The 24,197-nt window shown below is 51.5% G+C and carries 17 protein-coding genes; 7 read left to right on the plus strand and 10 right to left on the minus strand.

What is annotated here, in order from left to right:
- Window positions 1–84: 84 nt before the first annotated feature.
- Window positions 85–2,352: a TonB-dependent receptor plug domain-containing protein gene (locus N7E60_RS04375; RefSeq protein ID WP_269598219.1), complete on the plus strand. Its 2,268-nt coding sequence runs from the start codon at window positions 85–87 to the stop codon at window positions 2,350–2,352.
- A gap of 90 nt (window positions 2,353–2,442) precedes the next feature.
- On the opposite strand, the gene N7E60_RS04380 is transcribed toward N7E60_RS04375, so the two are convergent.
- The 3 genes from N7E60_RS04380 to N7E60_RS04390 form a co-directional block, all read right to left on the minus strand.
- A complete protein-coding gene (locus N7E60_RS04380) occupies window positions 2,443–3,597 on the minus strand; it encodes an amidohydrolase (RefSeq protein ID WP_269598220.1) in 1,155 nt (384 codons plus the stop codon).
- Window positions 3,598–3,715: 118 nt separating this feature from the next.
- A complete protein-coding gene (gene pta, locus N7E60_RS04385) occupies window positions 3,716–5,863 on the minus strand; it encodes a phosphate acetyltransferase (RefSeq protein ID WP_096631273.1) in 2,148 nt (715 codons plus the stop codon).
- Window positions 5,864–5,970: 107 nt separating this feature from the next.
- Window positions 5,971–7,167 carry an acetate kinase gene (locus N7E60_RS04390; RefSeq protein ID WP_069589341.1) on the minus strand — a complete coding sequence of 399 codons (1,197 nt, stop codon included), beginning with the start codon at window positions 7,165–7,167 and terminating at the stop codon, window positions 5,971–5,973.
- A 357-nt stretch (window positions 7,168–7,524) separates the two neighbouring features.
- Here N7E60_RS04390 and yfbV point away from each other — a divergent pair, with 357 nt between their 5' ends.
- Window positions 7,525–7,974, plus strand: coding sequence for a terminus macrodomain insulation protein YfbV (yfbV, locus tag N7E60_RS04395; protein ID WP_069589343.1), 450 nt, complete (start codon window positions 7,525–7,527; stop codon window positions 7,972–7,974).
- Window positions 7,975–8,139: 165 nt separating this feature from the next.
- On the opposite strand, the gene N7E60_RS04400 is transcribed toward yfbV, so the two are convergent.
- The 3 genes from N7E60_RS04400 to N7E60_RS04410 form a co-directional block, all read right to left on the minus strand.
- Complete coding sequence (locus N7E60_RS04400; RefSeq protein WP_269598221.1) at window positions 8,140–9,090, minus strand: ChaN family lipoprotein; 951 nt, start codon at window positions 9,088–9,090, stop codon at window positions 8,140–8,142.
- Window positions 9,087–9,935: a 23S rRNA (guanine(745)-N(1))-methyltransferase gene (gene rlmA, locus N7E60_RS04405; protein ID WP_269598222.1), complete on the minus strand. Its 849-nt coding sequence runs from the start codon at window positions 9,933–9,935 to the stop codon at window positions 9,087–9,089. Before rlmA ends, N7E60_RS04400 begins: the two co-directional genes overlap by 4 nt.
- A 143-nt stretch (window positions 9,936–10,078) precedes the next feature.
- Window positions 10,079–10,579, minus strand: a complete 501-nt coding sequence (locus N7E60_RS04410) for a YfbU family protein (RefSeq protein WP_069589346.1) — start codon at window positions 10,577–10,579, stop codon at window positions 10,079–10,081.
- Window positions 10,580–10,751: 172 nt separating this feature from the next.
- On the opposite strand from N7E60_RS04410, the gene N7E60_RS04415 reads away from it, so the two are divergent.
- A complete protein-coding gene (locus tag N7E60_RS04415) occupies window positions 10,752–11,417 on the plus strand; it encodes an energy-coupling factor ABC transporter permease (protein WP_269598223.1) in 666 nt (221 codons plus the stop codon).
- Window positions 11,418–11,646: 229 nt separating this feature from the next.
- A complete protein-coding gene (locus N7E60_RS04420) occupies window positions 11,647–12,834 on the plus strand; it encodes an MFS transporter (RefSeq protein ID WP_167314127.1) in 1,188 nt (395 codons plus the stop codon).
- Between the two features lie 93 nt (window positions 12,835–12,927).
- On the opposite strand, the gene focA is transcribed toward N7E60_RS04420, so the two are convergent.
- Window positions 12,928–14,382 (minus strand): formate transporter FocA, encoded by a 1,455-nt coding sequence (gene focA / locus N7E60_RS04425; protein WP_408642340.1) that lies wholly within the window; start codon window positions 14,380–14,382, stop codon window positions 12,928–12,930.
- 206 nt (window positions 14,383–14,588) lie between these two features.
- Between focA and N7E60_RS04430 the strand changes: the two genes are divergently transcribed.
- Window positions 14,589–15,494 carry a LysR substrate-binding domain-containing protein gene (locus N7E60_RS04430; RefSeq protein ID WP_069589352.1) on the plus strand — a complete coding sequence of 302 codons (906 nt, stop codon included), beginning with the start codon at window positions 14,589–14,591 and terminating at the stop codon, window positions 15,492–15,494.
- A gap of 53 nt (window positions 15,495–15,547) precedes the next feature.
- On the opposite strand, the gene pflA is transcribed toward N7E60_RS04430, so the two are convergent.
- Entirely contained in the window at window positions 15,548–16,288 is a 741-nt protein-coding gene (gene pflA, locus N7E60_RS04435) for a pyruvate formate lyase 1-activating protein (RefSeq protein WP_077456180.1), read from the minus strand.
- Between the two features lie 333 nt (window positions 16,289–16,621).
- Between pflA and N7E60_RS04440 the strand changes: the two genes are divergently transcribed.
- Window positions 16,622–18,244 carry a methyl-accepting chemotaxis protein gene (locus tag N7E60_RS04440; protein ID WP_269598225.1) on the plus strand — a complete coding sequence of 541 codons (1,623 nt, stop codon included), beginning with the start codon at window positions 16,622–16,624 and terminating at the stop codon, window positions 18,242–18,244.
- Between the two features lie 180 nt (window positions 18,245–18,424).
- Here the strand turns inward: N7E60_RS04440 and pflB are convergent, their stop codons facing one another.
- Together pflB and N7E60_RS04450 are read right to left on the minus strand one after the other, a co-directional pair.
- On the minus strand, window positions 18,425–20,701 hold the full coding sequence (pflB, locus tag N7E60_RS04445) for a formate C-acetyltransferase (protein WP_077456182.1): 2,277 nt from the start codon (window positions 20,699–20,701) through the stop codon (window positions 18,425–18,427).
- A 136-nt stretch (window positions 20,702–20,837) separates the two neighbouring features.
- Window positions 20,838–22,349: a DUF3360 family protein gene (locus N7E60_RS04450; RefSeq protein WP_077479039.1), complete on the minus strand. Its 1,512-nt coding sequence runs from the start codon at window positions 22,347–22,349 to the stop codon at window positions 20,838–20,840.
- Between the two features lie 353 nt (window positions 22,350–22,702).
- On the opposite strand from N7E60_RS04450, the gene N7E60_RS04455 reads away from it, so the two are divergent.
- Entirely contained in the window at window positions 22,703–24,004 is a 1,302-nt protein-coding gene (locus tag N7E60_RS04455; protein WP_269598226.1) for a tetratricopeptide repeat protein, read from the plus strand.
- Window positions 24,005–24,197: the final 193 nt, after the last annotated feature.

Genomic DNA, 24,197 nt, shown 5'->3' on the forward strand with positions numbered 1-24,197 from the left:
TTATTATCTGCGTTAAATAAGATTAGCAAACGATAACCATTTGCATTATCATCTCCGTCGCTTTTTATTGACGGGGAATGTTCAATGCAGTTAAAGCCAATCGCCTCTTTTATTCTTACCTTTTTTGCTTTTCCTTCTCTCGCGCTTGCCGCACCGGCAGAGGATGCGCCTGAAAACGATGCGCCGATCGATACCGTGGTGGTCAATGCCGATCGCTTTTCCGATGCGCTGATGATGCGCGACGATTTGGATAAGGTTCGCGGGATCAGTAACGCGGATGTCTTTTCGGGTAACACCAGTATTCAGCTCAATAACATGCACAACGAAGCCGGTGCGATTGATCCCGGAATCCGTGGTTTGCAGGGGCATGGGCGGGTTGCGATGCTGATTGATGGCAGTTTGCAGTCGACGCATACCTCGCGTGGTTATCAGGGGGTGAGTGATCGTACCTATATTGATACCGACTTATTGTCGTCGCTGTCGGTAGACAAAGGCGCCACAATTGGGCGGTCGCCTTATGCCAGCGGTGCGATTGGTGGCACCATTACCGCTACCACACTCAATGCGACAGACATTGTTCGCGATGGCGAGGGCTTTGGTGCGGTTGTGAAGTTACGTGCCCACAATAACGCCCGTTCGCCGCGAGTGAGTGGCGATGCTACGGAGCAATTGCGTTATCGCTTGGCCGACCGCAGTGATCATCAAGGATTTGATAACGGGTCCGCAATGATAGGGCTGGGTTATCAGAGTGATGGGCTTGGTGGTGTGCTGGCATTTAGCCATCGCAAAAAAGGCAACCACTTTGCCGGCAAAAAGGGTATTGAACGCTACGAAGAGCCCGTGATTGGTGCAGGCCAAGAGGTGGGTAATACCAGTTTTGAGAGTGATTCTTGGCTCGCCAAACTAGACAAAGAATTCGGCAATGGTCATCAGGCAGATATTAGCTATCGTCACCACCGCCAAGAGGCGGGCGAGGTGCTGATGGCCTACTGGTATACCGATGAGCGGGAAGAAGGCACCGTTATGCCCCAATGGGGATTGGGGACGGCGGATGTGGATGCTTATAGCGCAAACTACCGGTATACCTCGCCGTCACAAAGCTGGCTGAATCTGCATGCGAATGCATGGCACACGTCCGCCAAGCTGAACCAATACAACGGGCTCTGGGCGAAAGGTAGTAACGCAGAGCAGTATCTGCATGAGTATCAAAACGACCGTCATGGCGCGAGCATCGCTAACCGCAGTGAATGGTCAAGTGTGCCGGTGAGTGTGGATTATGGTGTGTCTTACACCAAAGAAACCTTAGCGCCAATTGGCGATACAGATAGATTTTATTCTAAAGAGCCGACCTCTCGTCATGGGAAACGCTCTGAGTGGAGTGTGTTTGCCAATAGTGAAATTGACTTCTCGCCGGTGACGGCAAAGCTTGGGGTCAACTGGCATGAAGCGCAATCACTGGATAAGCAAACCCAGCAATCTTTGCACTATCGCGGTGAATGGGACTTATTGGGTGAGCTGCATTATGACATCAACGCTTCGGCTTCTGTGTTTGCCAAACTCTCTCGTACGGCGCGGTTACCGAGCTTATATGAAGTCACCATTTCTAACGAGGTGTTTAGCTACAACCCGTATAACCCGCTCGATCCTGAAGTGTCGTTTAACCAAGAGTACGGTGTGAGCTTAGACGGCCGATCTTGGTTGCAGGAACGAGGACTGGCGCAAACACGCCGTGCCGCCATGACGGTGTCCTACTTTAATAATCACGTCAGTGATTTTATTTCTGGAGGTGTGCTCGATCGCACGCCGGGAATGCCGTCTTGGCGCAGTAACTTTACCTTTACCAATTACGATGAGCTGTCGCTGTCTGGCATCGAGTTGCAAGCGCATTACGCGTATCAAGGCTTTTATAGCCACTTCTCTGCCACGTTTTACGACAGGGTGCAGGTGTGCTCGCAATATCAGGCCGAACGTTCAGGCATGGAGCGCTGTAACAGCTTAGGCTTTGCGTGGGGCACCACACCGACTCGTATTCCACCTGAGCGCAAATGGCACCTAAATGTTGGCCATAAATGGTTGGATGATCGGCTCGATATCGGTACAACAGTGCGTTATCACAGCGGCAAGTCGAACCCCGCGGATTGGCTAAAAGGCACCGGTGCCGCAAGCCCGGTGGTGGCTATTGCATCAGAATACTTGGTCGATATTTATAGTCACTATGACATCACGCCGGATGTCAGTGTCTTTATGACGGTGAATAACCTGACGGACCGTTACACTATTCAACCAGGCTCGGTGGTGAGCATGCCGGATCCGGGTCGTACCATTACCCTCGGCACCCAGTGGTCGTTCTAAAGGTGGTGAGTTAGCACTGACTCGGCGTTGAGCAGTATGAACAGGCCTTTACGGATCCCGTAACAGGCCTGTTTTTTATTTTGCTCGTGTTCATTGTGGCGCTGAGGGAGCAGCCATGCCGTGATGGCGATCCACCAAGGCGCAGAATAGATCATGTGCCGTCGATAAAATCGCATCCGGAAAGTCATAGTCAGGGTTGTGCAGCTGTGGATGATGCTCTCCGCTGCCAATCCCAAACAACGCGCCGGGCCAACGGGCGAGAAATTCGGCCACATCTTCTGACCACCGCATCGGCTCGGTAAGTGTTTGAACTGACAAACCAAGTGTTTGGGCGGCGTCAACCACATGGGCGTAATGATCCGGATGGTTGTAGGCGGCGATAAAAGGCTCGTGCCATGCAATGGATACCTCTAGCCCCGCGTGTTGCGCGATTGCGTTAATCGAGGTGGTCAGGCTGGCTTTCATCGCGTGGAAGGTCGCGTTGTCATCGCTGCGTAGCGTCGCCATCACAGTGGCATCACCGGGCGAAACACCAAAGGCGGGTTCACCTAGCTGTGCGTGCACTAAGGTGACCAGACTGAAGGCAGGGTGATGTTGTTCTGGTAGTTGCATCAAGGCGGTCATAACCTCTGTCATGGCACTGGCTGGGCTGATGCCGCGTTCTGGGTAAGCGGCATGGGAGGTTTTGCCTCGAAGGTGTATCGCGACACCGGTTGATGCGCAGGCAAAGGTGCCTGAGCGCACTACGATGTGATGTTGAGCAAAGCCCGGCAGATTATGAAAGGCATAGACATGATCGATCTCTTGCGTCGCTAAACAGGGATCAGCACACATGCGCGCCGCCCCTTCACCGGTTTCTTCGGCGGGTTGAAAAACAAGGAGTACCTTGCCTTGTTGTGGCGGTTGTTGCGCGAGGGTGTGCGCCACCATTAATAAGGCGGTGGCGTGGCCATCATGGCCGCATGCGTGCATAACGCCTTCATGGTTTGAGGCATGAGCACATTGGGTGCGTTCATGGATGGGAAGCGCATCAAAATCGGCACGCAGTAAGGTGGTGGGGCCAGCGGCCTTGCCGGCAATCTCAACCACAATGCCATGTCCACCAATCTCGGTGTGTGGCGTAAATCCGAAGGCGCGCAATTGGGCGGCAAGGGTGCGCGCACTTTGCGCTTCGTGGTTGGACAGTTCAGGGTATTGGTGCAGGGTACGGCGCAGGCTCACGGGATCAAATAGAGTGGCCATCATCGACTCCAAAACAAGGATGGACCCTTATGCTAGATCGGGTGAAGGCATCGCGTTGTGAACCCAAACGCAAAAAAGCCAGCAACGAGTGCTGGCTTTTGAATCAAAGACGAGGCGAGGCTTACGCTTGGCCGTTGTCTTCTGCTTGTTTCGCTTGGATAGCGGTCAGTGCGACAGTGTAAACAATGTCGTCTACCAAGGCGCCGCGAGACAGGTCGTTGACTGGCTTACGCATGCCTTGCAGCATTGGGCCAATTGAAACCAGCTCAGCAGAACGCTGTACCGCTTTGTACGTGGTGTTACCTGTGTTCAAGTCTGGGAAGACGAACACAGTGGCTTTACCCGCAACTGGGGAGTCAGGCGCTTTTGATTTCGCGACATTTTCCATGATTGCAGCATCGTACTGAAGCGGGCCATCAATCACCAGATCAGGGCGCTTCTCTTTGGCGATACGGGTGGCTTCGCGAACTTTGTCCACGTCAGCCCCTTTACCTGAACTACCGGTCGAGTAGGAGATCATCGCCACGCGAGGCTCAATACCGAATGCCGCGGCAGAATCTGCAGATTGAATGGCAATTTCAGCCAGTTGTTCTGCATTTGGATCCGGGTTGATCGCACAGTCACCGTAGACCAGCACTTGCTCAGGTAGCAGCATAAAGAACACTGACGATACCAATGAAGCATTCGGTGCGGTTTTGATGATTTGCAGCGGTGGACGGATGGTGTTGGCGGTGGTGTGAACCGCGCCAGAAACCAGTCCTTGAACTTCGTTGGCTTCAAGCATCATGGTACCCAGTACCACGGTATCTTCGAGGTGTTCTTGTGCGATTACCTCTGTCATACCCTTGCTCTTACGCAACTCAACCAAGCGGGCAACGTATTTGTCGCGGACTTTGGCCGGATCGATAATTTCAACGCCAGCGCCCAGTGTCACGCCTTGCTGCTCAGCAACACGTTTGATTTCTTCTGGGTTACCCAGAAGCACACACTCCGCAATTTTACGCTCAGCACAAATCGCTGCTGCTTTAATGGTGCGAGGCTCATCGCCTTCAGGCAGTACGATACGCTTCGCCGCTTGGCGAGCCAGTTCGGTCAGCTGATAACGGAAAGCCGGTGGGCTTAGGCGACGCTCACGGTTAGAGCCTTCAGACAGAGACTCAATCCAGTTGCCGTCAATGTGGCTCGCTACATAGTCGTTCACAAACTCAACACGCTCTTTGTCGTCAGCCGGTACTTCAAGGCTGAAGCTTTGCAGGTTGAGAGAGGTTTGCCATGTGTTGCCCGCGGTGGTGAATACTGGCAGGCCAGTTTCGAAAGCACGGTCACACAATGCTTTGAGCTGATCAGGGATAGCATAGCCACCGGTCAGCAGCAGCGCACCAATTTCCACGCCGTTCATCGCAGCCAAGCAGGCCGCCACAATCACGTCAGGACGGTCAGCAGAGGTGACCAGCAATGAACCTGGGCGGAAGTGTTCAACCATGTTTGGAATTGAACGCGCACAGAAGGTGATGCTCTTGATACGACGGGTTTGAATTTCACCTTCGTTGATGATGGTGGCATTCAAGTGTTTCGCCATATCGCTAGCACGAGTGGCAATCAGGTCGATTTTCCACGGCACGCAACCTAGCACACGAATTGGGCTAGAGTTGAAGATTTGCATGACTTCAACGTTGGTTGGACGTGCAGCATCCGCATCATCAAAGATTTCGGATAGGTCTGGACGGGTACGGCCAGCATCGTCAACAGGGGCGTTAAGCTTGTTGATGATCACACCAGAGATGTTGCCGTTTTTGCTGCCGCCAAAGTTGGTGCAAGCAAATTCAATGCGCTCTTTCAGCTGGGCCGGGTTGTCTGTACCTGGGGTGGTGACAAACACGATTTCCGCATCCAGCGTTTTGGCGATCTCGTAGTTGATTTGGTTAGCGAATGGGTGGTTACGCGTGGTGACCAAGCCTTCAACCAATGCTACTTCCGCGTCTTTTGTCGCACGAGTAAAGCGAGCCAGCACTTCTTCCAACAGGACATCTTCCTGATCAGAGCGCAGCAGGTTTTCTGCTTCGTGCATCGACATGGACTCGGCTACCTTCATGTCACTGTTAGCGTGAATGATTTCGGTAGTGAGGTCAGTCACATCAGTGTCGCTGCCGTGATGTGGCTGGGCAATAGGTTTAAAAAACGAGACGCGAACGCCCTTACGCTCCATCGCTCGCAGTACGCCGAGGCTGACGCTTGTCAGACCGACACCCGAGCCGATTGGGATTAGCATAATAGTACGGGACACGTTGACTTCCTCTTACTATCTGATGAATGTGCCGGAAAGCCGGCACAAATACAAAAACGGCTGAGTGGAATCAGCCGTTGGAAAAGTGAGCCTTACAGGCCAGTCAGGCGCGCAGTATCTTGCGCAATCACCAACTCTTCGTTGGTAGAGATAACCATGGCTGGTACACGGCTGTTGTCAGTGGTGATCACACCTTCGCCGCCGAAGCGTGCTTTTAGGTTGCGCTCTTTGTCCACTTCCACACCCAGAAGGCCAAGACGCTCAAGCACCAATTCGCGGATTGGGCCAGAGTTCTCACCGATACCACCCGTGAATACGATCGCGTCAAGACGGCCGTCTAGGCTAGCAGTGTAACCGGCAACATATTTCGCCAAACGGTGGCAGAATACGTTCATGGCACGGGTCGCTTCTTCTTTCTCACCGTAGTTGTCTTCAACAAAGCGGCAGTCAGAGGTCACTTCGGTCAAGCCTTGCAGGCCAGACTCTTTGGTCAGCATGGTGTTGATTTGCTCAACGCTGTAACCCAGTGCATCGTGCAGGTGGAAGATGATCGCAGGATCAAGATCACCTGAACGCGTACCCATCACCAAGCCTTCTAACGGGGTCATACCCATTGAGGTGTCAACGGATTTACCGTTTTTAATCGCACAGACAGACGCGCCGTTACCGAGGTGACAGTTGATGATGTTCACTTCTTCTACTGGCTTGCCAAGCTGCTCAGCGGCCGCGTTAGCAATAAAGAAGTGAGAGGTACCATGCATACCGTAGCGACGGATACCGTGCTCTTTGTAGAGCTTGTATGGCAGCGCGTAAAGGTAAGACTCTTCTGGCATGGTTTGGTGATACGCAGTATCGAACACAGCCACGTTTTTGAGCGCAGGGAAGGCTTTCTTCGCTGCTTCAATGCCCACGATGTGTGCTGGGTTGTGCAGCGGTGCGAAGCTTGCTGCATCTTGGATCCCTTTTAGCACTTCATCCGTAATCAAGGCTGATTGGGTGAATTGCTCGCCACCATGTACTACACGGTGACCAATCGCGCCCAGGTTCTCGGCAAGCTCAGGTTTTGAGGCGAGAATGGTGTCAACAATAAAGGTCAGGGCTTCGGTATGGGCCGCGCCAGCGCCCAGTTGGGCTTCGTGTTTACCGTCCATTTTCCACTTAATGCGGGCTTCTGGAAGGTTAAGACATTCGGCAAGACCGGTAAGATGCTCTTCACCAGATTGTGCATCGACAATCGCGAACTTCAAAGAGGAGCTTCCGCAGTTGAGTACGAGAACCAGCTTTGACATGTATGACTACCTATTTTGTCGTGAGAAGTAGAGTGTGTAACTGAAAAGGATAGTGGACAAACTGAGACACTACCTTTTCAAGAAAGAATTATCTCATGCTTTGTCGCGGGGAAAGGATGCATCTTATCCGTCCTGGATAGGCATTCGCTCCATTGAGCACAACCGGATTAGGTTGCGAGACAATCAAATCCGAGCAACAATGATAAAGTGCGCTAAGGATAGCGGGACTTGATACAGATAACAAAAATTTTTTGAGTAATACTGGCTATTTTTGAAAGTTTTTGAACATTTTGTTTAGTTTTTATTGTAAAAGTTTAGTGACAGCCATCGCGGTCACGCTAAGCAAGTGAGGTAGGTATGGCAACGAACAAGTCAATCTGGCGCTGCCTGCAAGACGGCCAAAAGTATATGAAAGAGTGGCCGATGCGTAAGGAGCTCACCCCGGTATTCCCAGAAAATCGGGTGATTAAAACCACGCGTTTTGCGATGAAAGTAATGCCTGCCGTTGCTGCCATCAGCGTGTTGTTGCAAATGGCGACCTATAACTACCAAGGGATGCCGCAAGCCATGATTGTGGCGTTGTTTGCGCTGAGTTTGCCGCTGCAGGGGCTTTGGTGGTTGGGTAAGCGTCGTGATACGCCACTGCCGCCGGCGTTAGCGGGCTGGTACCGCGAGTTGCATCAGAAGATCACCAGCCAAGGCCATGCCATGCAACCGTTGAAAAGCCAACCCCGCTATAAAGAGTTGGCCCAAGCGTTAAGTCGCGCGTTTAAAGTAGACCGCGCTGCGTTGGAGCGTTGGTTCTAGCCACGCACCCTTTTTAATATTGAGAATACGAAAACGCCGACCCGCAGGTCGGCGTTTTTTATGGGTGCTTTTGGGTAGCTAGGCGCTTTGCAACACAAGAGCTTTTTGCGTACAGCCGGCGCTGACCAACAGCTAGCCTAAGCGGATCAACAGCGTGAGGACGCGTTACTCGCACACCGAGGAAGAGGTGCCTTTCATGGCGCTAACAGCCTCACGCATTTCATTCATTGAGCGCCAACGTGCAGGAAGAGGCTGCACCTTCAAGCGGAGGTCTGGGGCGTTATCGGCAAGCGGCGCCTCATCACTGACGGGGGTGATTAATGCGATACGCAGCTTGTTGTTGCGCTGACGAATTTGTTGTGCGGTGCCAAGCCCTTCGGCAATGTGAAAGCGGCCAGCCACATGGACAATTTGTGTCTCAGGATGCGTTTGGTGATAGCGCACCATGCTTTCGGCCATGGTGGCATCCCAAGCTAATTGGGCCGCGTATTGCGATTCGGTTTGACTCGGGGTGCCGTGGTGCATATTGGCTTTAAAAACCGATTTGTACGCTGAGTCGCGGGTGTCGATGGTGTCTGCAAACCATGCACGTTGCGCCGCAGGAAGTGTTTCGAGATAACTCAGCCCTTGTCGCCCAATGCAGCTCACCATGCGTTTGGGGGCGTTGGCGGCAAGCACGTCGATATTATGCTGTTTGGCAAATTCAATCAGTGGGCGGTAGCTGCCATCATAGTTATCCCATGCGTTGGCCTCGCGTTTAAAGCTATCTTCGCCCAGCTCGTCAGCCAGATAGCGGTTGAGCACAGGCTGGGCATCGCGGCTAAATTGTTCCATAGACAACGCAACAGCATGACGCTTGGACAGGGCTTGCAACAGCTCTGTTTGAAAGCGGTGTACCCCGGGGTGACCATGCCATTCACCGATTAACACGATATCCGCATCATCCACGTGTTTGGCGACCTCTGCCAAGGTCAGTGCTTTGCCGTCTGGCGTACTGACTTGATAATCAAATAGGGTGTTAAGCGCTTGTGGGGCGGCGCTGGCTGCTGATGCCAGACAAGCCAAGCTTGCGGCTAACAGCCAACGACGCGCTTTTGTAGCAAACGTTCGGTTCATGGCTTGGGGGTCTCCTCTGAGTGGCTGTCCGTTCCTTGGTGACGATAAACGCGCAATGTAAAGTCTGCTTCGCACTCGAAGGCGTCGCTGTTCGCTAAGGTGTCACGCCATGCGTCACTAGCACGCCACGCAAATGGTGTCATTTGCAGTAAGGTGAGTGCTTGCTCACCGGCGAGCGTCATGGCGTAGTGCAGCGATTGCTCCTTCTCAAGCACAAAGTTGGGCAGCGTTTCTGGCGGTGTTTCATGTAACCGCACATCCTGATAGATCCCCGCTTTGAGTTGATAAAGATGACGAGGGCCGGGGGTAACGGTGACCACCACGCCTTGCGGTTTCACCGCGCGGTCGAGCTCTTCGCCATTACAGGGCGCGTAGATACGGACGACGCCATCGAGGCTGTTGTCGTGAAAGGGCAGTCGCTGTGAGGACGCCACTGAAAACTGACACTGAGGATACCATTTGGCGGCATAACGGACCGCCACTTTGGCGATATCAAGGCCGTGCACGGACCAGTGTTTATCTGCAGTTTGGTCGGCAATCGCGTGGGTGTAGTAGCCTTCGCCGCATCCCACGTCCAAGATAGCCTTGTGCTCGCCATCCAGCGCTTGGGTTAGCGCATCAATCATTGCTTGGCGCATCGGCGCATAATGCCCTGCATTAAGAAAGGCGCGACGCGCTTGCGTCATGGCTTTGTTGTCACCCGGATCTTTGGAGCGTTTAAATTGAACCGGCAGTAGGTTCAGGTAGCCTTCTTTGGCTTGATCAAATTGATGGTTGGCGTCGCAGTGAACACCACGCGCGTTAGTGTGCAAGGTTTGTTGGCACAGTGGGCATCGATAAATCATGGTTGGTCAGAATCTTGGCTTTGATGCGCTTTAGGGTACGGCGTTGTTAACGGTTCGACAAGCCAGATAAGCCAACCAAGGGGACAATCCATCAAAAAGCCGCCCAATCAGGCGGCTTGATGCTGAGATTCAGCGGCGAGACATTACGCGTTGAGAATACGCTCAATCTCGGTCAGGCTTAAGTGGAATTGGCGCGGGCAGTGGCGCCAAATTTCGAGCATTCGGCGGTATTTTTCCAGCATGGGCATCTGGCTATTAAAGCGATGCTCGCCTTGATCGAACTGGGTATATAGCCCTTCGGTATCAACCAAGAAGCGCACGTAGTGCACTAATGCGCCTTCCGTGGCGGCATCAAAGCCCCAGAATTGGACGCGGCGTGGTGACAACGCGGCTTGGCTGGCGTCATCCAATAGGTTGTAAGAGGCCTGCATTGCGTGGTGCATTTCCATAATATCAATCACTTCGCGACACTGGGTTTCACACAGTGCTTCAAATTGACTGATCACCTCTGCCATTTGTAATGCGTAGCCGCGCTCGATAATGGTCTGCAAACGGCGATATTTTTCACTGTTTGAGGGATCGAGGTGGCACATCAATTGGTATTGGTTAGATAAAATAAGACGTTGAGCAGGGGTCATATCCATCGCGGTTGGCCTCTTCACTAATAAAGGTAAAATAGCGTCTATCAAAGATGACAAACAATAAGAGAAGATTATCAGTTGCGCGATGGGCAAATCTTGATCTGGACCATGTCCGTAGCACGTTTTTCACCCGCTCATGTGCAATTGTTGATTTTGCCTTTAGTAAGGATGCGATATGAGTGATTTAGCCGCGCTAAGTGGCTGGCAATGGCTGGGTTGGATTGTGTTTGTGGCGGTGCTTTATGTCACTTACCCACGGGAGTTTTTCCCTAAACTCCGTCAGGAAGTTGGCTACCAGCATTTGGCGTTTTCGTCCGCGGTTGTACTGTTTGTGCTTTGGGCCTTGCAAGCAGGGATCAAAGAAGGGCTCGATATCCACTTTTTAGGTGTCACGACACTGGCTCTGTGCCACGGCTGGCGAATCGCCATTTGGATTACCACGGTGCCTTTGACGCTTATGGCGGTGTTTGGGTTTGTGCCCCTTGGCGATATTGGTATGACGGCCTTGACCACAGCCGCGCTCCCCATTCTGTTTAGCTATGCCATTTTTGCGCTGAGTTATCATTACTTAACGCGCCATTTATTTATCTACATTTTTATTGCCGCCTTTTTGGGCGCTGCGCTGACCATTGTGTTTCAGCTGTCGGTGAGTTCGCTATGGTATTGGGCGGCGGACCGTTATAGCTGGCAAGAAATTGTGCACAATTATCTGCAAATTGCGTTGCTGATGTGGTTCCCTGAAGCGTTACTAAATGGGATGGCGGTGACCGTGATGGCGGTGTATCGGCCGCATTGGTTACGCACCTTTTATGATCGCGAGTATTTATCGCCTGAGCGATAAAAAAGACGTGACACCTGCTGACAAAGTCGTTAAAAAAAGCGGGCAGGTGTTACGTTTATCTCTCTGACTTTATGGCGTTTTTATCTATAGGCGCCCGTGAATCCTTCCATCAAAATTTTTTATCATCAGCAAAGAAATTACTCGCTTTACCTTGGCGAAAAGCGGCGTCATAGTGCGCGCGTCTCGGCCCGTTCGTGCCTGATTTCTCCAATATAATGAGCGTACTTAAATGAACAAGACTTCCTCTGTGTCTCATGGTGGTTGCGTGACTCCGTCGGCTTTCCCTTGGGTGCCGTTGGTGAGTTTAACCGGCTTTGCGATTGCCAGTGGCTATTTGATGAGCTTGATTCCGCTTGCCCTTGCACCTTTGGGGTTGGCGCCGCATCTGGCCGCATGGCTAGCCAGTGCGTTTTACGCCGGTTTGTTATTGGGTGCGACGTTCAGTGCACGTATTGTTGCGACGCTGGGGCATCGCCGTGCGCTGGTGATGTTTTTGGGTATTGTGCTGCTCTCCATTACTGCCATGGCGGCGATTAAAGGGCAGGGCGTCTGGTTGCTTGCGCGCTTTGTGGCCGGTGTTGCCATTGCCGGTGTCTTTGTGGTGGTCGAGTCTTGGTTGCTGATGGCCGACTCTGATCGCCAGCGTGCGAAGCGATTAGGTTTTTACATGGCGGCTTTGTACGGCGGTAATGCTTTAGGGCAGCTCGGCGTGGGCTATGTCGGTGTGACCGGCAATCAGCCTTATTGGCTTATTGGTGGACTGATTACGCTTGCGATCATGGTGCCTTTGTTTGCACGTCATGGGGAACCTCGCCGTGAGGAAGGCCATAGTGCACGTTTAGGCTCGCTCAAATCTTTGCGTAAAGCGGCCTATATTGGTTGCTTGGTGTCTGGACTGACACTCGGTGCCGTTTATGGCCTATTACCACTGTATTTGGCTGAGCGAGTCAGTGATCACCAACAAGTGGGCGCTATGATGGCGCTCGTCATTGTCGGCGGGATGGCCGTACAGCCCGTTATTGGTCTGGTATCGGCAAGAATGAGTAAAGTGCTGCTGATGACATGGCTATGTGTGATTGGCACTGCGGCTGTCGCCTTAATTGCTTTTGCGGGCAGTCAATGGCAAATGGGTATCGGACTAGTTGTGTTGGGTGCCGCTGTGTTTGCGATTTATCCTGTAGCGATTACCTATGCCTGTGTCGGGCTGGCCGCTGAGAAAATCGTGGCGGCCACCGAAGTACTGCTGCTCGCGTATAGCGTTGGCTCCGTATCAGGCCCGTTGCTGGCAGATAACGCATTTTCTGGCACCAATGGTTTGATGACCTATTTAGCCGTTTGTTTGTTAAGTACGGCGGTTTATATGTTGGTGATGTATGTGAAAGAGCGTCGTCAAATGCCTGACCTCAGTGCGGCTTAACATCGTTCAGAACAGATAAGGCAACAAACGATAAAGTAAACGCCCCGGTCATTGGCTGGGGCGTTGTTATATGAGGCTTAGCGTCTCTGTCTGTTACGCGGTGACGAGTCCTTCTTTGGCGTCTGCTGGCAAGATATCCATGGCATTACCATATAAGGGCGCTAGCGCTCGGACCACATCGGCACGGGTAATCACGCCAACCAGCTGATTATCGCGCATCACTGGATAGATGTAAGGGCGCGAGACCGTCTGTGTTTTCGCACGCTCCAGCGCGGATTGATTGGTAAAGTGGGTGGCGATCCCAGTATCGCTGACCGGATAAACCACTTTGTTATCAATGCTCATATATTGCGCCAGTTCAATCACTGATTGATCGGCATCCACGGTTTGTACTTCAGTGCGCATCAGGGATTCAACTTTGGCATCCATATCCGGCTGATAATCGTTCCACCACAGGTCGACGAGAACATCTTGCACCGAGAAAAAGCCCACCAGATCACCGTCATCGTCGAGAACCGGTGCGCCGGATAACTGATATTGGTTAAGCTTTTCTAGTGCATCGGCGACATACTGGCGTGCGTTCAATGCGCACTGAGCGGGTTTCATGTGTTTTTCGATGGTTAATGTTTCTTGGGTCATAATCGCACTCTCAGAATAGGAAGCCGAAGGCAGAGCGAGTGAAGCAATCTGCGCTGTTTTCTTTTCTCTTTCAGGGTTAATAATTAGCCAGTAGCCCATGCCGACCAGTCCTGCGCCCCCAAGGATATTGCCAAGGGTAACAGGGATCAGATTGGCGCTGATAAATCGGGCCAAGTTTAAATCGCTAAATGCGTCTGGGCTGGCTCCCACCGCCTGCCAAAAACTGTCAGGGGCAAAGGTGGCAATACTCATGCCCAGCGGCACCATAAACATGTTGGCGACGCTGTGCTCAAAGCCGGTACTGACAAACATGGCCACGGGCAAGATCACCATCACCGCCTTGGTGAGTGGATTTTGCGAGGTAAACGTCATCCAAATCGCAAGACAAACCAGCAAGTTACAAAGCACACCCAGTGCAAAAGCTTGGATCCACGTGTGATGGAGCTTGTGTTGGGCAACGTGCAGCGCGTTGAGTCCCCATTGGCCATCATCAAGCTGATATAACCCCGCCGTCATCACGATCAACACCAGCAACAAGGCGCCAAGTAAGTTACCGAGATAGACTCTCGCCCAGGTATGCAGTAAGCCCGCGGTTGAGATTTTGCCGTTGGCACGCGCCAGCATGGAGAGCACGGTACTGGTAAACAATTCTGCGCCGCCCAGTACCACCAGAATCAAGCCCATACTGAATGCTAATCCACCCAACAAGCGGGTGATCCCCCAGCCAGCGTTGCTGCCAGTGGTAACCGTGAGATAAAACACAAATGCCAACCCGATAAACAAACCGGCCATCATGGCAAGCCCAATCGCCATCCGGGTGGATTTGCGGGTTTTACTCACCGCATACTCTTCAGCTTGAGCGAGTAACGCCGCGGGTCCTTCGGGCTTTTTGATTTGAGTTGCACTCACCATTGGCTGTCTCCTCTGGCGGCACACTCTGCCCGAGGGCTAAGACATATCAACATACAGGTTGTACTCCTTTTTAGACGGATTGTGAATACATCCAGACTAAACGGCGCGATATAAGGAGTAAAATTGATATTGCTTAGGGTAATAATCACAAAAGTTGATAGTGTGGTGTCATTGAAATCAGGCATCGTAGAAGGGTAAAAAACATGCGCTACTCACTGAAGCAATTAGCCGTTTTTGAAGCGGTAGCAGCCAGTGGCAGTGTGAGTCGAGCCGCCGACCAATTGGCACTGACGCAATCAGCCACCAGTATGGCTTTGTCACAGTTGGAAAAATTATTGGGTCGGCCGCTGTTTGAACGGCAGGGAAAGCAAATGCAGCTGACCTACTGGGGAGCGTGGCTACGTCCGAAGGCGCGCCAGTTACTGTTTGATGCGCAGCAAATTGAAGCTGGGTTTGACGGCCAGCATGTGGTCAGTGGCGATATTGCCTTAATTGCCAGTCAAACGGCGGCCGAGCATCTTATTCCTGACCTTATCAGTATTATTGATAGTGACTTTCCAGAGCTTAGAATCGACTTTACGGTGAAAAACACCCAGAAGGTGATCGACAGTGTGCGCCAGTATCAACATGATTTGGGGATCATCGAGGGGCGTTGTGACGATAGCCGCTTAAAGCAACAAGTTTGGTGCCATGACCATCTTGTCGTGGTTGCGGCAAAGCATCACCCTTATGCGCAGCTTGACCACGTTAGCTTGGCGCAACTCGAGCAGGCACAATGGGTATTGCGCGAACCCGGCGCAGGGACGCGACATAGCTTTGATAGTGCGATTCACGGTGTGATTGAAGATCTAGATGTGCGCCGAGAGTATGAGCAAGTGCCTGTGCTGAGAACCTTAGTCGCAAACTCGAGTTATCTCAGCTGCTTACCTTACTTGGACGTAGAAAAATGGATTGAGCGCGACGAGCTGGTGGCTTTGAATGTACCTGAGCTGAATATGCGGCGGACGCTTTCGTTTATTTGGCGCGCGGATGCGGCAGCGAACCCGTTACGCGACTGCATTATTCGCGAAGCGACACGGATGACCAAAGCGCGTCGCCGTGATATGTAATACAAAAAGCCGGCCCAAAATGGCCGGCTATTCGTGGTCTATCCACGGTTTAATTAGTAGGTGACCGTATGCCCATAACTACTAATGATGTTTTTGACGTTATCCATCACTTCTTTAGATGGTGGAGCAACGTCCTGCAGCTCGTAATCGTAGCCGAGTGCTTCCCATTTGTGCGCCCCCAACTGGTGGTAGGGCAGTAATTCCACTTTCTCGATGTTATCCATCTCTTTAATAAACTGGCCGAGACGGTGGGCGGAGTCATCATCGTCGGTGTAACCCGGGACAACCACGTAACGAATCCACGTCTTTTGGCCAATTTTATGGAGGTAGTTGGCAAAGTCGAGCGTGCGGCGGTTTGATACGCCAACTAAATTCTCATGGATCTCATCATTCAGTTGTTTGAGATCTAACATCACCAAGTCAGTGGCGTCTAACACTTCATCAATCACTGGAGTGTGTTTACGCACGTACCCATTGGTATCTAAACAGGTGTGGATCCCTTCCGCTTTCGCGGCTTGGAAAAAGTCACGCACAAACTCAGGTTGAAGCATGGCTTCTCCCCCTGAGGCGGTCACACCGCCGCCCGATGCCGTAATGAAGTGGCGGTAGGCACGCACATCTTTCATGATTTCATCGACGGTGACTTCTTTGCCGCCATGCGTGTCCCATGTATCACGGTTGTGACAGTATTTGCACCGCATTAAGCAGCCTTGCATAAAGACAATGAAACGGATTCCGGGGCCATCTACGGTGCCACAGGATTCAAACGAGTGGATGCGACCAACTGCCGACATAAGTGTCTCCAGACTGCGAATTGCTATGTCGTTATTTTATTACAAAACCCCGCCTCAACGTAAGGGAATTCGCGTCTTTTTCGCGATTTTGTAAGTTGTCTGAATGGTCGTTTGCAGTGCCTACCAACTTAGATCACAGTTCCATTTTTTCGTTTCACCACAATGAGATCACACCGAGGAAAAAACCATGGCAACATTGAGGTAACTCTTATGTCTGCCCAAACTTACGTGCAACACATCGAGAAAACTGACATGGACGGGTAAGGATGTGTGTGAATACGTCGAAGGTTTACTGCGTTGACGTGTTGAAGCCGAAAAAGTTGGGAATCAATAATGAAAAAAATTAGTGATTTAAGGGTAAAGAACAAGCTAATTGCACTTATGTTAGTCGCCATTGCATTACTTGGCGCAATCAGTGCTTACACCATTTCAAAAGAAAAAGACCAAGCGTATACCGAGCGGACTGCCTCGTTACGTAATAACGTGGAGGTTGCTGAAAGTGTGGTGAACTACTATCGCCAGCAAGCGGCGCAATTGGGTGAAGAAACCGCCAAGGCGCAGGCGATTGCTCAGTTAAATAAACTGCGTTACGACGGCGATAACTATTTTTGGGTATTGAAGCCTGATCTCACCATAGTAACGCATCCCATCAAGCCGAATTTGAACGGGACCAGTGCGAGTGCGATCACCGACGGTGCTGGCCGTTTTCATTGGCGTGAAATGGTAAAAGTGAGCCAGCCGCCGGAAGGTGGCGTGCTGGATTATACGTGGCGCTCGCCAGAAGGAGAGTTAAAACCCAAAATCTCTTACGTGAAGCGCGTAAATGGCTGGAATTGGATCATTGGTTCAGGCGTTCACGTGAGCGATATTGAAGAGCAGTTTATTACCTCAGCGTGGCAGATCGCGGGTATGACGTTGATCGCGGCGGTGATCTTATTGGTGGCGGGCGCGTTTGTGAGCCGTGATATCGTGATGCCGCTTGATGAGCTGGTGGAGAAATTTGACCGAATTGCCGGTGGTGACTTGCGCGTACAATGTGGCTACACACGCGAGGATGAAATCGGCAAATTGGCACGTCGAATGGATACGGCGATGACCAGCGTTCGTGAAGCGTTACGTATCGCGCATGATGAAGCCAAACAATCGTCCACTATGGCGTCGTCGATTGCCTCGGCCAGCGAGCAAAGTGCGCAAAGTATCCAATCGCAGCGCGCTGAACTGGAGCAACTGGCAGCAGCGATGAACGAAATGACGGCAACGGTGGCGGATGTGGCTGACCATGCAGAGCAAACGGCTCAAGCGACCAATGAAATTGCCGATATGGCCGAAGTGGGTAACCACAAATTAGACAGTACGGTGGCGAGTATTCGCGAGGTGGCGGAGCGTATTGCCAGTGCCGATAAGCTAGTGAACCAAGTGAAACAAGGTGTGATGCAAATCAGTGATGTGGCGGGAGTAATCCAAGGCATCTCTGAGCAAACCAACCTGTTGGCATTGAATGCGGCGATTGAAGCGGCGCGAGCGGGTGAGCAAGGCCGTGGCTTTGCGGTGGTTGCCGATGAGGTGCGCTCGTTAGCGCAAGGCACCCAGAAGTCGACCACTGAAATTCAAGGCACCATTGAGGAGCTGACCAATAACGCGATTGAAGCCGCCGAAGCGATGACTTCGAGCCATCAATCCAGTGAAGCAAGTGTGGCGACAGCGCTCGAAACTCAGCAGCAGCTTAAAGACATGGTAGCGGCCTTGTATCAGTCTAACGATCGAGTGGTGCAAATTGCGGCGGCCGCAGAGCAGCAAGGCACTGTTTCGGAAGAGATGAACCAGAATGTGAGTAACATTCATAACTCGGCCAATGAAGTGAGCGGTGCGGCCACTCACCTTGCCGAACAAAGCCAGCTATTGGCTGATTCCGCGCGAGAGTTGGATAGCAAACTCGATCACTTTGAGGTGGCCTAGCTCCTGAGTAAACGAGCGAGTCTGGCAACGGGTGTGCCTTGGTTGGAACTTAGATGGGTTACAGATGCGTTGCTGACTAAATCGTGAAAGGGTAACAGGTGATAAACAAAAACCGCCAGCATTGCCGGCGGTTTTTTCTTTTCAAAAGCCCTTCTTACGCGAAGGGCTTTTGATCATCTCTTACAGTGAAGAGGTGAAGGTACGAGTGATGACGTCTTGCTGCTGCTCTTTGGTCAGCGAGTTAAAACGTACCGCGTAACCAGAAACACGGATAGTCAGCTGAGGATAGTTCTCAGGATGTTCCATCGCGTCGAGTAGCATTTCACGGTTCATCACGTTCACGTTCAAGTGTTGGCCGCCTTCTTGACCGCTTTCATGGTGGAAGTAACCATCCATTAGACCGGCAAGGTTAGCGCGCTGGGTGTTTTCATCTTTACCCAGAGCATTTGGCACGATAGAGAAGGTATAAGAGATACCGTCTTTGGCGTGGGCAAATGGCAGCTTACCAACAGAAGTCAGCGACGCAACTGCGCCTTTTTCGTCACGGCCGTGCATTGGGTTAGCACCTGGTGCGAAAGGCATACCCGCTTTACGACCATCTGGTGTGTTACCGGTTTTCTTACCGTATACCACGTTCGAGGTGATAGTCAGGATAGACTGTGTTGGGACAGCGTCACGGTATGTTTTCAGTGAACGGATTTTGTTCATGAAACGCTCAACCAGGTCACAAGCGATTTGGTCAACACGCTCATCGTTGTTACCGAAGGTTGGGTATTCGCCTTCGATTTCAAAGTCGATTGCAATACCGTCTTCGTCACGAACAGGTTTCACTTTTGCGTATTTGATCGCAGACAGTGAGTCAGCCGCAACGGATAGACCTGCAATACCACATGCCATAGTACGACGTACGTCACGATCGTGCAGTGCCATCAGCGCCGCTTCGTAGCTGTATTTGTCGTGCATGAAGTGGATGCTGTTCAGGGCAGTCACATATTGCTTCGCCAGCCAGTCCATCAGGTGATCCATGCGGTCCATGACTTTGTCATAGTCCAACACTTCGTCAGTCATTGGCGCGTGTTCAGGTGCAACTTGGATTTTCAGCTTCTCATCGATACCACCGTTGATGGTATAAAGCAGGGTTTTCGCCAAGTTGGCACGAGCACCGAAGAACTGCATATGCTTACCAACCACCATTGGTGATACACAACATGCAATGGCATAGTCGTCTGACTCGAAGTCTGGGCGCATCAGATCATCGTTCTCGTACTGGATAGACGAGGTATCGATAGACACTTTGGCACAGAATTTTTTGAAGCCTTCAGGCAGTTTTTCAGACCAAAGCACAGTGATGTTTGGCTCTGGGCTTGGGCCCATGGTGTATAGGCTGTTAAGGAAACGGAAGCTGGTACGAGATACCAGAGTACGTCCGTCCAGACCCATACCGGCTACTGATTCAGTTGCCCAAATTGGGTCGCCAGAGAAGAGGTCATCATACTCAGGCGTACGCAGGAAACGAACCATACGCAGTTTCATCACGAAGTGGTCGATCAGCTCTTGCGCTTGTTCTTCAGTCAGTTTGCCAGCGGCCATGTCGCGCTCTAGATAAATATCTAGGAAGGTTGACGTACGGCCCAGTGACATTGCTGCACCGTTCTGGGTTTTCACTGCACCGAGGTAGCCAAAGTAAGTCCACTGAATGGCTTCTTGCGCGTTTTCTGCTGGGCGAGAAATATCACAGCCGTATTTCGCTGCCATTTCTTTAAGTTGGCCCAGTGCACGGTACTGCTCTGCAATTTCTTCACGCAGTTGCATGGTCATTTGCAGATCTTCGCCGTTTTCGAATTTCTCTTGCAGAGAATCGAACTGCGCTTTTTTGTCTTTCATCAAGAAGTCGATACCGTATAGCGCGACGCGACGGTAGTCACCGATGATACGACCACGGCCGTAGGCATCAGGAAGACCGGTCAATACGCCAGACTTACGACACTTCATGATTTCAGGGGTGTAGATATCGAAAACACCTTGGTTATGGGTTTTACGATACTCGGTGAAAACCTTCTTCACTTGTGGGTCAAGCTCACGGCCATAAGCGTGGCAAGAACCTTCTACCATGCGGATACCGCCGTAAGGCAGCATGGCGCGTTTTAGCGGCGCGTCAGTCTGTAGACCAACAATCTTTTCCAGATCTTTTTCGATGTAGCCGGCGTCATGAGAAGTCAGGGTAGAAACCACAGACGTATCAAAGTCAACCGGTGCATGCGTCGCGTTCTCTTGCTTGATGCCTTCCATCACGCGAGCCCAAAGCTGGCTAGTCGCGTTAGTTGGCTCAGAGACTAGGAATGATTCGTCGCCCTCGTAAGGGGTATAGTTTTTTTGGATAAAGTCGCGAACATCAACGGCTTTGCTCCAGTTACCTTCAACAAATCCTTCCCATGCATTAGAAACGTGCTCAGACATGTTGCACCTACCTGTACTCTTTTCAAAAAGAAGTTTATCGGGACCAGGTTCAGTCATAGTGTTTGTCAGTATGGCTGACGCCTGCGACCCATCGATTTAAATCCGGATTACCCCGCCCGTAAGCGGGGCTGAGTTATTACAATAACGCTGGAATGCCGGGAATCATTCCAACTGCCAACATGGCAGCAATACAAATAATCACAGTGGCGGTTGGAATCACCAGACGGTCAACCGCTGACAGCGTTTTAGGACGCTCTTTGTCACCGATAAGGCCGTTGTTGTCCAAAAGCATTGTGACTGCCCAACCAAAGACTGGGTTAACAGCCATGGAGGCGAAAATACAAATACCGGCTGACTGACTTGACTTGGCGTCTTTGACCATCTGCATACCAGCTTCAAGCAAGGGTAGGAATACCCCTGAAAGCAGTGCGATAGTCATCACTGGAGGCCAAGTGGCAACGTCCATTGGGTAACCAATCAAAGCCACACCGATACACAGTAAACCGAGAATAATGGCACCACCTGGGATTGGGCGGCGAGCAATCGCAGCCGGGATCATATAGGTGCCCCATGATGAGGTGATGTTACCGCCACCTACAGAGGCGCCGACCATTTGGCGAATTGAGCAGCCTGTCATGGTGTCATCCACATCCATCAGTACTTTTTCGGCTTTCTTAGGATAGTTTAGTTCCTGGAAAATACGGTGACCAAGGAAGTCTGGCGACCACATCGCAACCGCGAGCAAAGCAAATGGCAATGACGCTAAGAAGTGCGATACATTGGGCAAACCTAGCTGCCAACCTTGTTCAGTCGATCCCCACCAGTACACAGGGTTGAGGTTCGGGATACCGGGTTGGGTGACGAACTCTAACGACGAGCCCGCACCTAGCGCGGTAGCAATTAAACCGCCAGTAATGGCACACACAGGGATCGCCAGCCAGCGCTTACCAATCCGTGCCAAGAAGGCATAAATCACAATCGACACGGCAAGAATCAAGATGGAGACATAGCCCATGTTGATCTCTGCGCCCCACGCTAACAGGCTCTCAATTTGCCCTTTTGCGCCACCAAAGCCGAGGAAAATCAGCAAACCACCGGCCACACCCTGACTGGTGAGGTTCACCAGTTTGGATCCGCCTTTGAGGTAGCTTAAGGTCAGGCCAAATACACCGATCAGAATACCAAGGGCAAGTGGGTGAGCTCCGGCCAAGGCGATGGTTCCTACCAATGGGATCATCGGACCGTGGTTACCGGCTAAGTTCGCGCGGGGGTTGATAAAGCCGCACAGTAACACACAAAACAATAAAGCCGGTATCAACATTTCTACGCGAGCAACCTCGACGGCAAATGCTTTACCAAGTGTGATGTGATCCCACGCTGCGGTTAGCCCCTCAGCCCATGACATCATTACCGCAGAATACATTGCGATGATGCCGATGGTACCTGCTAGCGCGGGAACGAGATCTTCAAGTTCAAAACGGAAGTCACGGCCGGGCAGGTTTAGCCCCCAACGGCGCGGACGCATGATTTGTAGTTCGTGATTCAGGTAGTCAGCGCGGGAGGCGAACGATGAAGCCGGCTTGTGCTTCTTTTGATATTCGCTTTTTTCTTCGTGACTCACACTGCGGTCTTGAGCATGTGTTGCCATAATTTCCTCGTCTACAGAAAGCAAAAGCTTTCGAAACAGTGGCTTAGCCAGTCTTTATAGTGTTTTTACGCTGGCCTTGTGGCCGTGTTCTGTTTCGTTATCAGCATGCTAACAATAGAGGATTTTCTGAATGTTGACTTAGATCATTACCGTGTAATTTTTTTACGTGCCACGGCCGGTTATCGGCGCTTTTTAGCGCACTAAATGTGCCTAAAAAGCCACCCATGTCGGAGTTTTGTAATTTTTTTACCGAAAATCACGCCTAAAATGTGCCACAAAACAGGCGAATATCGAGGGTGAAAGTGAGTGACTGACGCGAGGAACGCGATCACACGCCAAGGAATGTAGACAGCATGACGGCAAGCGCTGCTGATAAAGAAAAATTGCGTTATAGTCTTCCCATCATGGTTGAACAATGGATAAGTTTGGTGCGGCGACTGATTTCGAACTTAGGAAGCGCTTTTTCGAGTAAGGGGATTCACGCTTGTATGCTGGCAAGTATGTTGGTGTTGGCACCCGCGTACGGACAACAAGCCGCCAGTGTGGACGCAGTCAGTGGTCTTATTCAACAAGGGGCATATCAGCAGGCGTTGCAAAATAGCCAAACGTTGCTGACCGCGGAGGATGATGCAGCACTGGATAGTTCAGCGCGTGCCGAGCTGTTGCGCCTGCAAGGCGTAGCGCATTTGTATTTACAGCAACGGGCAGAGGCGTATCGCAGTTATCGTCAGGCACTCGCGCTCAATGCATTAAGTAAAGACGGCGAAGCGGACGCCTTATCAGCAGTGATTACCTTAGCCTACCGCGTTAAGCAATATGATGAAGTGCTCCGTTATGCGCGGCAAATGGCCGACCACCATGAATTACTGCCGCATGCCAGCCGCTTGGCGATGCAGTCTGCTTACGCATTATCTCGCTATGATGTGGCGATAGACTATGCGTCGCGACTACAAAAGAGCGGTAATGCGGATGCGTTTACTCTGCAAACCAAAGGGTTGAGCGAAATGGCCTTGTCGCAGTTTTCCGCCGCGGCACGTACCTTTGATGTATTGGCTCAGCAAGACGATGTTGCGCCGAAATGGTTGGCTCAGGCTGCGCGAACACATGCCCATGCCGGATCGCACTCTCAAGCCCGTCAATACTTAGCGAGAGCGAGAGCCGATATTGCTTTGTATCGCACGTTGACGTTAGAGCAACTCGAACAAACCCAACCTCAAGTAGCCCTGGCTTATTGGCAGCAAGGGTTAAGCCAACTGGATCGCGTTCCCACACGAGATGAGCAACTGCTGTTGGTGCAGTGTCTGCTGCAAAACAACCAGCGTGTCGCGGCACTTAATCGGGTCAGCGAGATCAACCTGAGCGCGCCTGATAAACAAACCCTTAAGCTGCAAGTGATGTTGGCGTATCAGCTCAAGCGCTGGCAAGAGGTGATTGATACGTCCCAAGTGGCGCTTTCTCATGGTCTAAAAGAAGATAGGATGCTTTGGCAGTGGCTATCTATTAGCGCCATCAAAGCGGGAGATTATGCGTTGGCTGATTTTGCCTTAAATGAGTGGCAGGCAAGGGATACCTCAGGCTTGGCAGAACGGTGGCGAGAAACATTGGAATTACTTAAAGCAGGTCGCGCGAGCTTGGCTGATCTATCTATCTCCTAACCTGTCTTACAATGCGGGCGCTTTTGTCTGCCATCATGGTCTTAGCGTTCGCCCCTTCACAGTTTTGTTACTTCTTGGTGCGCATTAACACTGAAAAGCTTTCACAACTCGTGCGTGAGAGTATGGGTTTCTATTCAGTGCCTACTTTATTTCCTTAAAAACAATGCGCTGCGCTATGCTTATTGTTAAGCGA

Source organism: Salinivibrio proteolyticus, assembly GCF_027286365.1.
GTDB lineage: Bacteria > Pseudomonadota > Gammaproteobacteria > Enterobacterales > Vibrionaceae > Salinivibrio > Salinivibrio proteolyticus.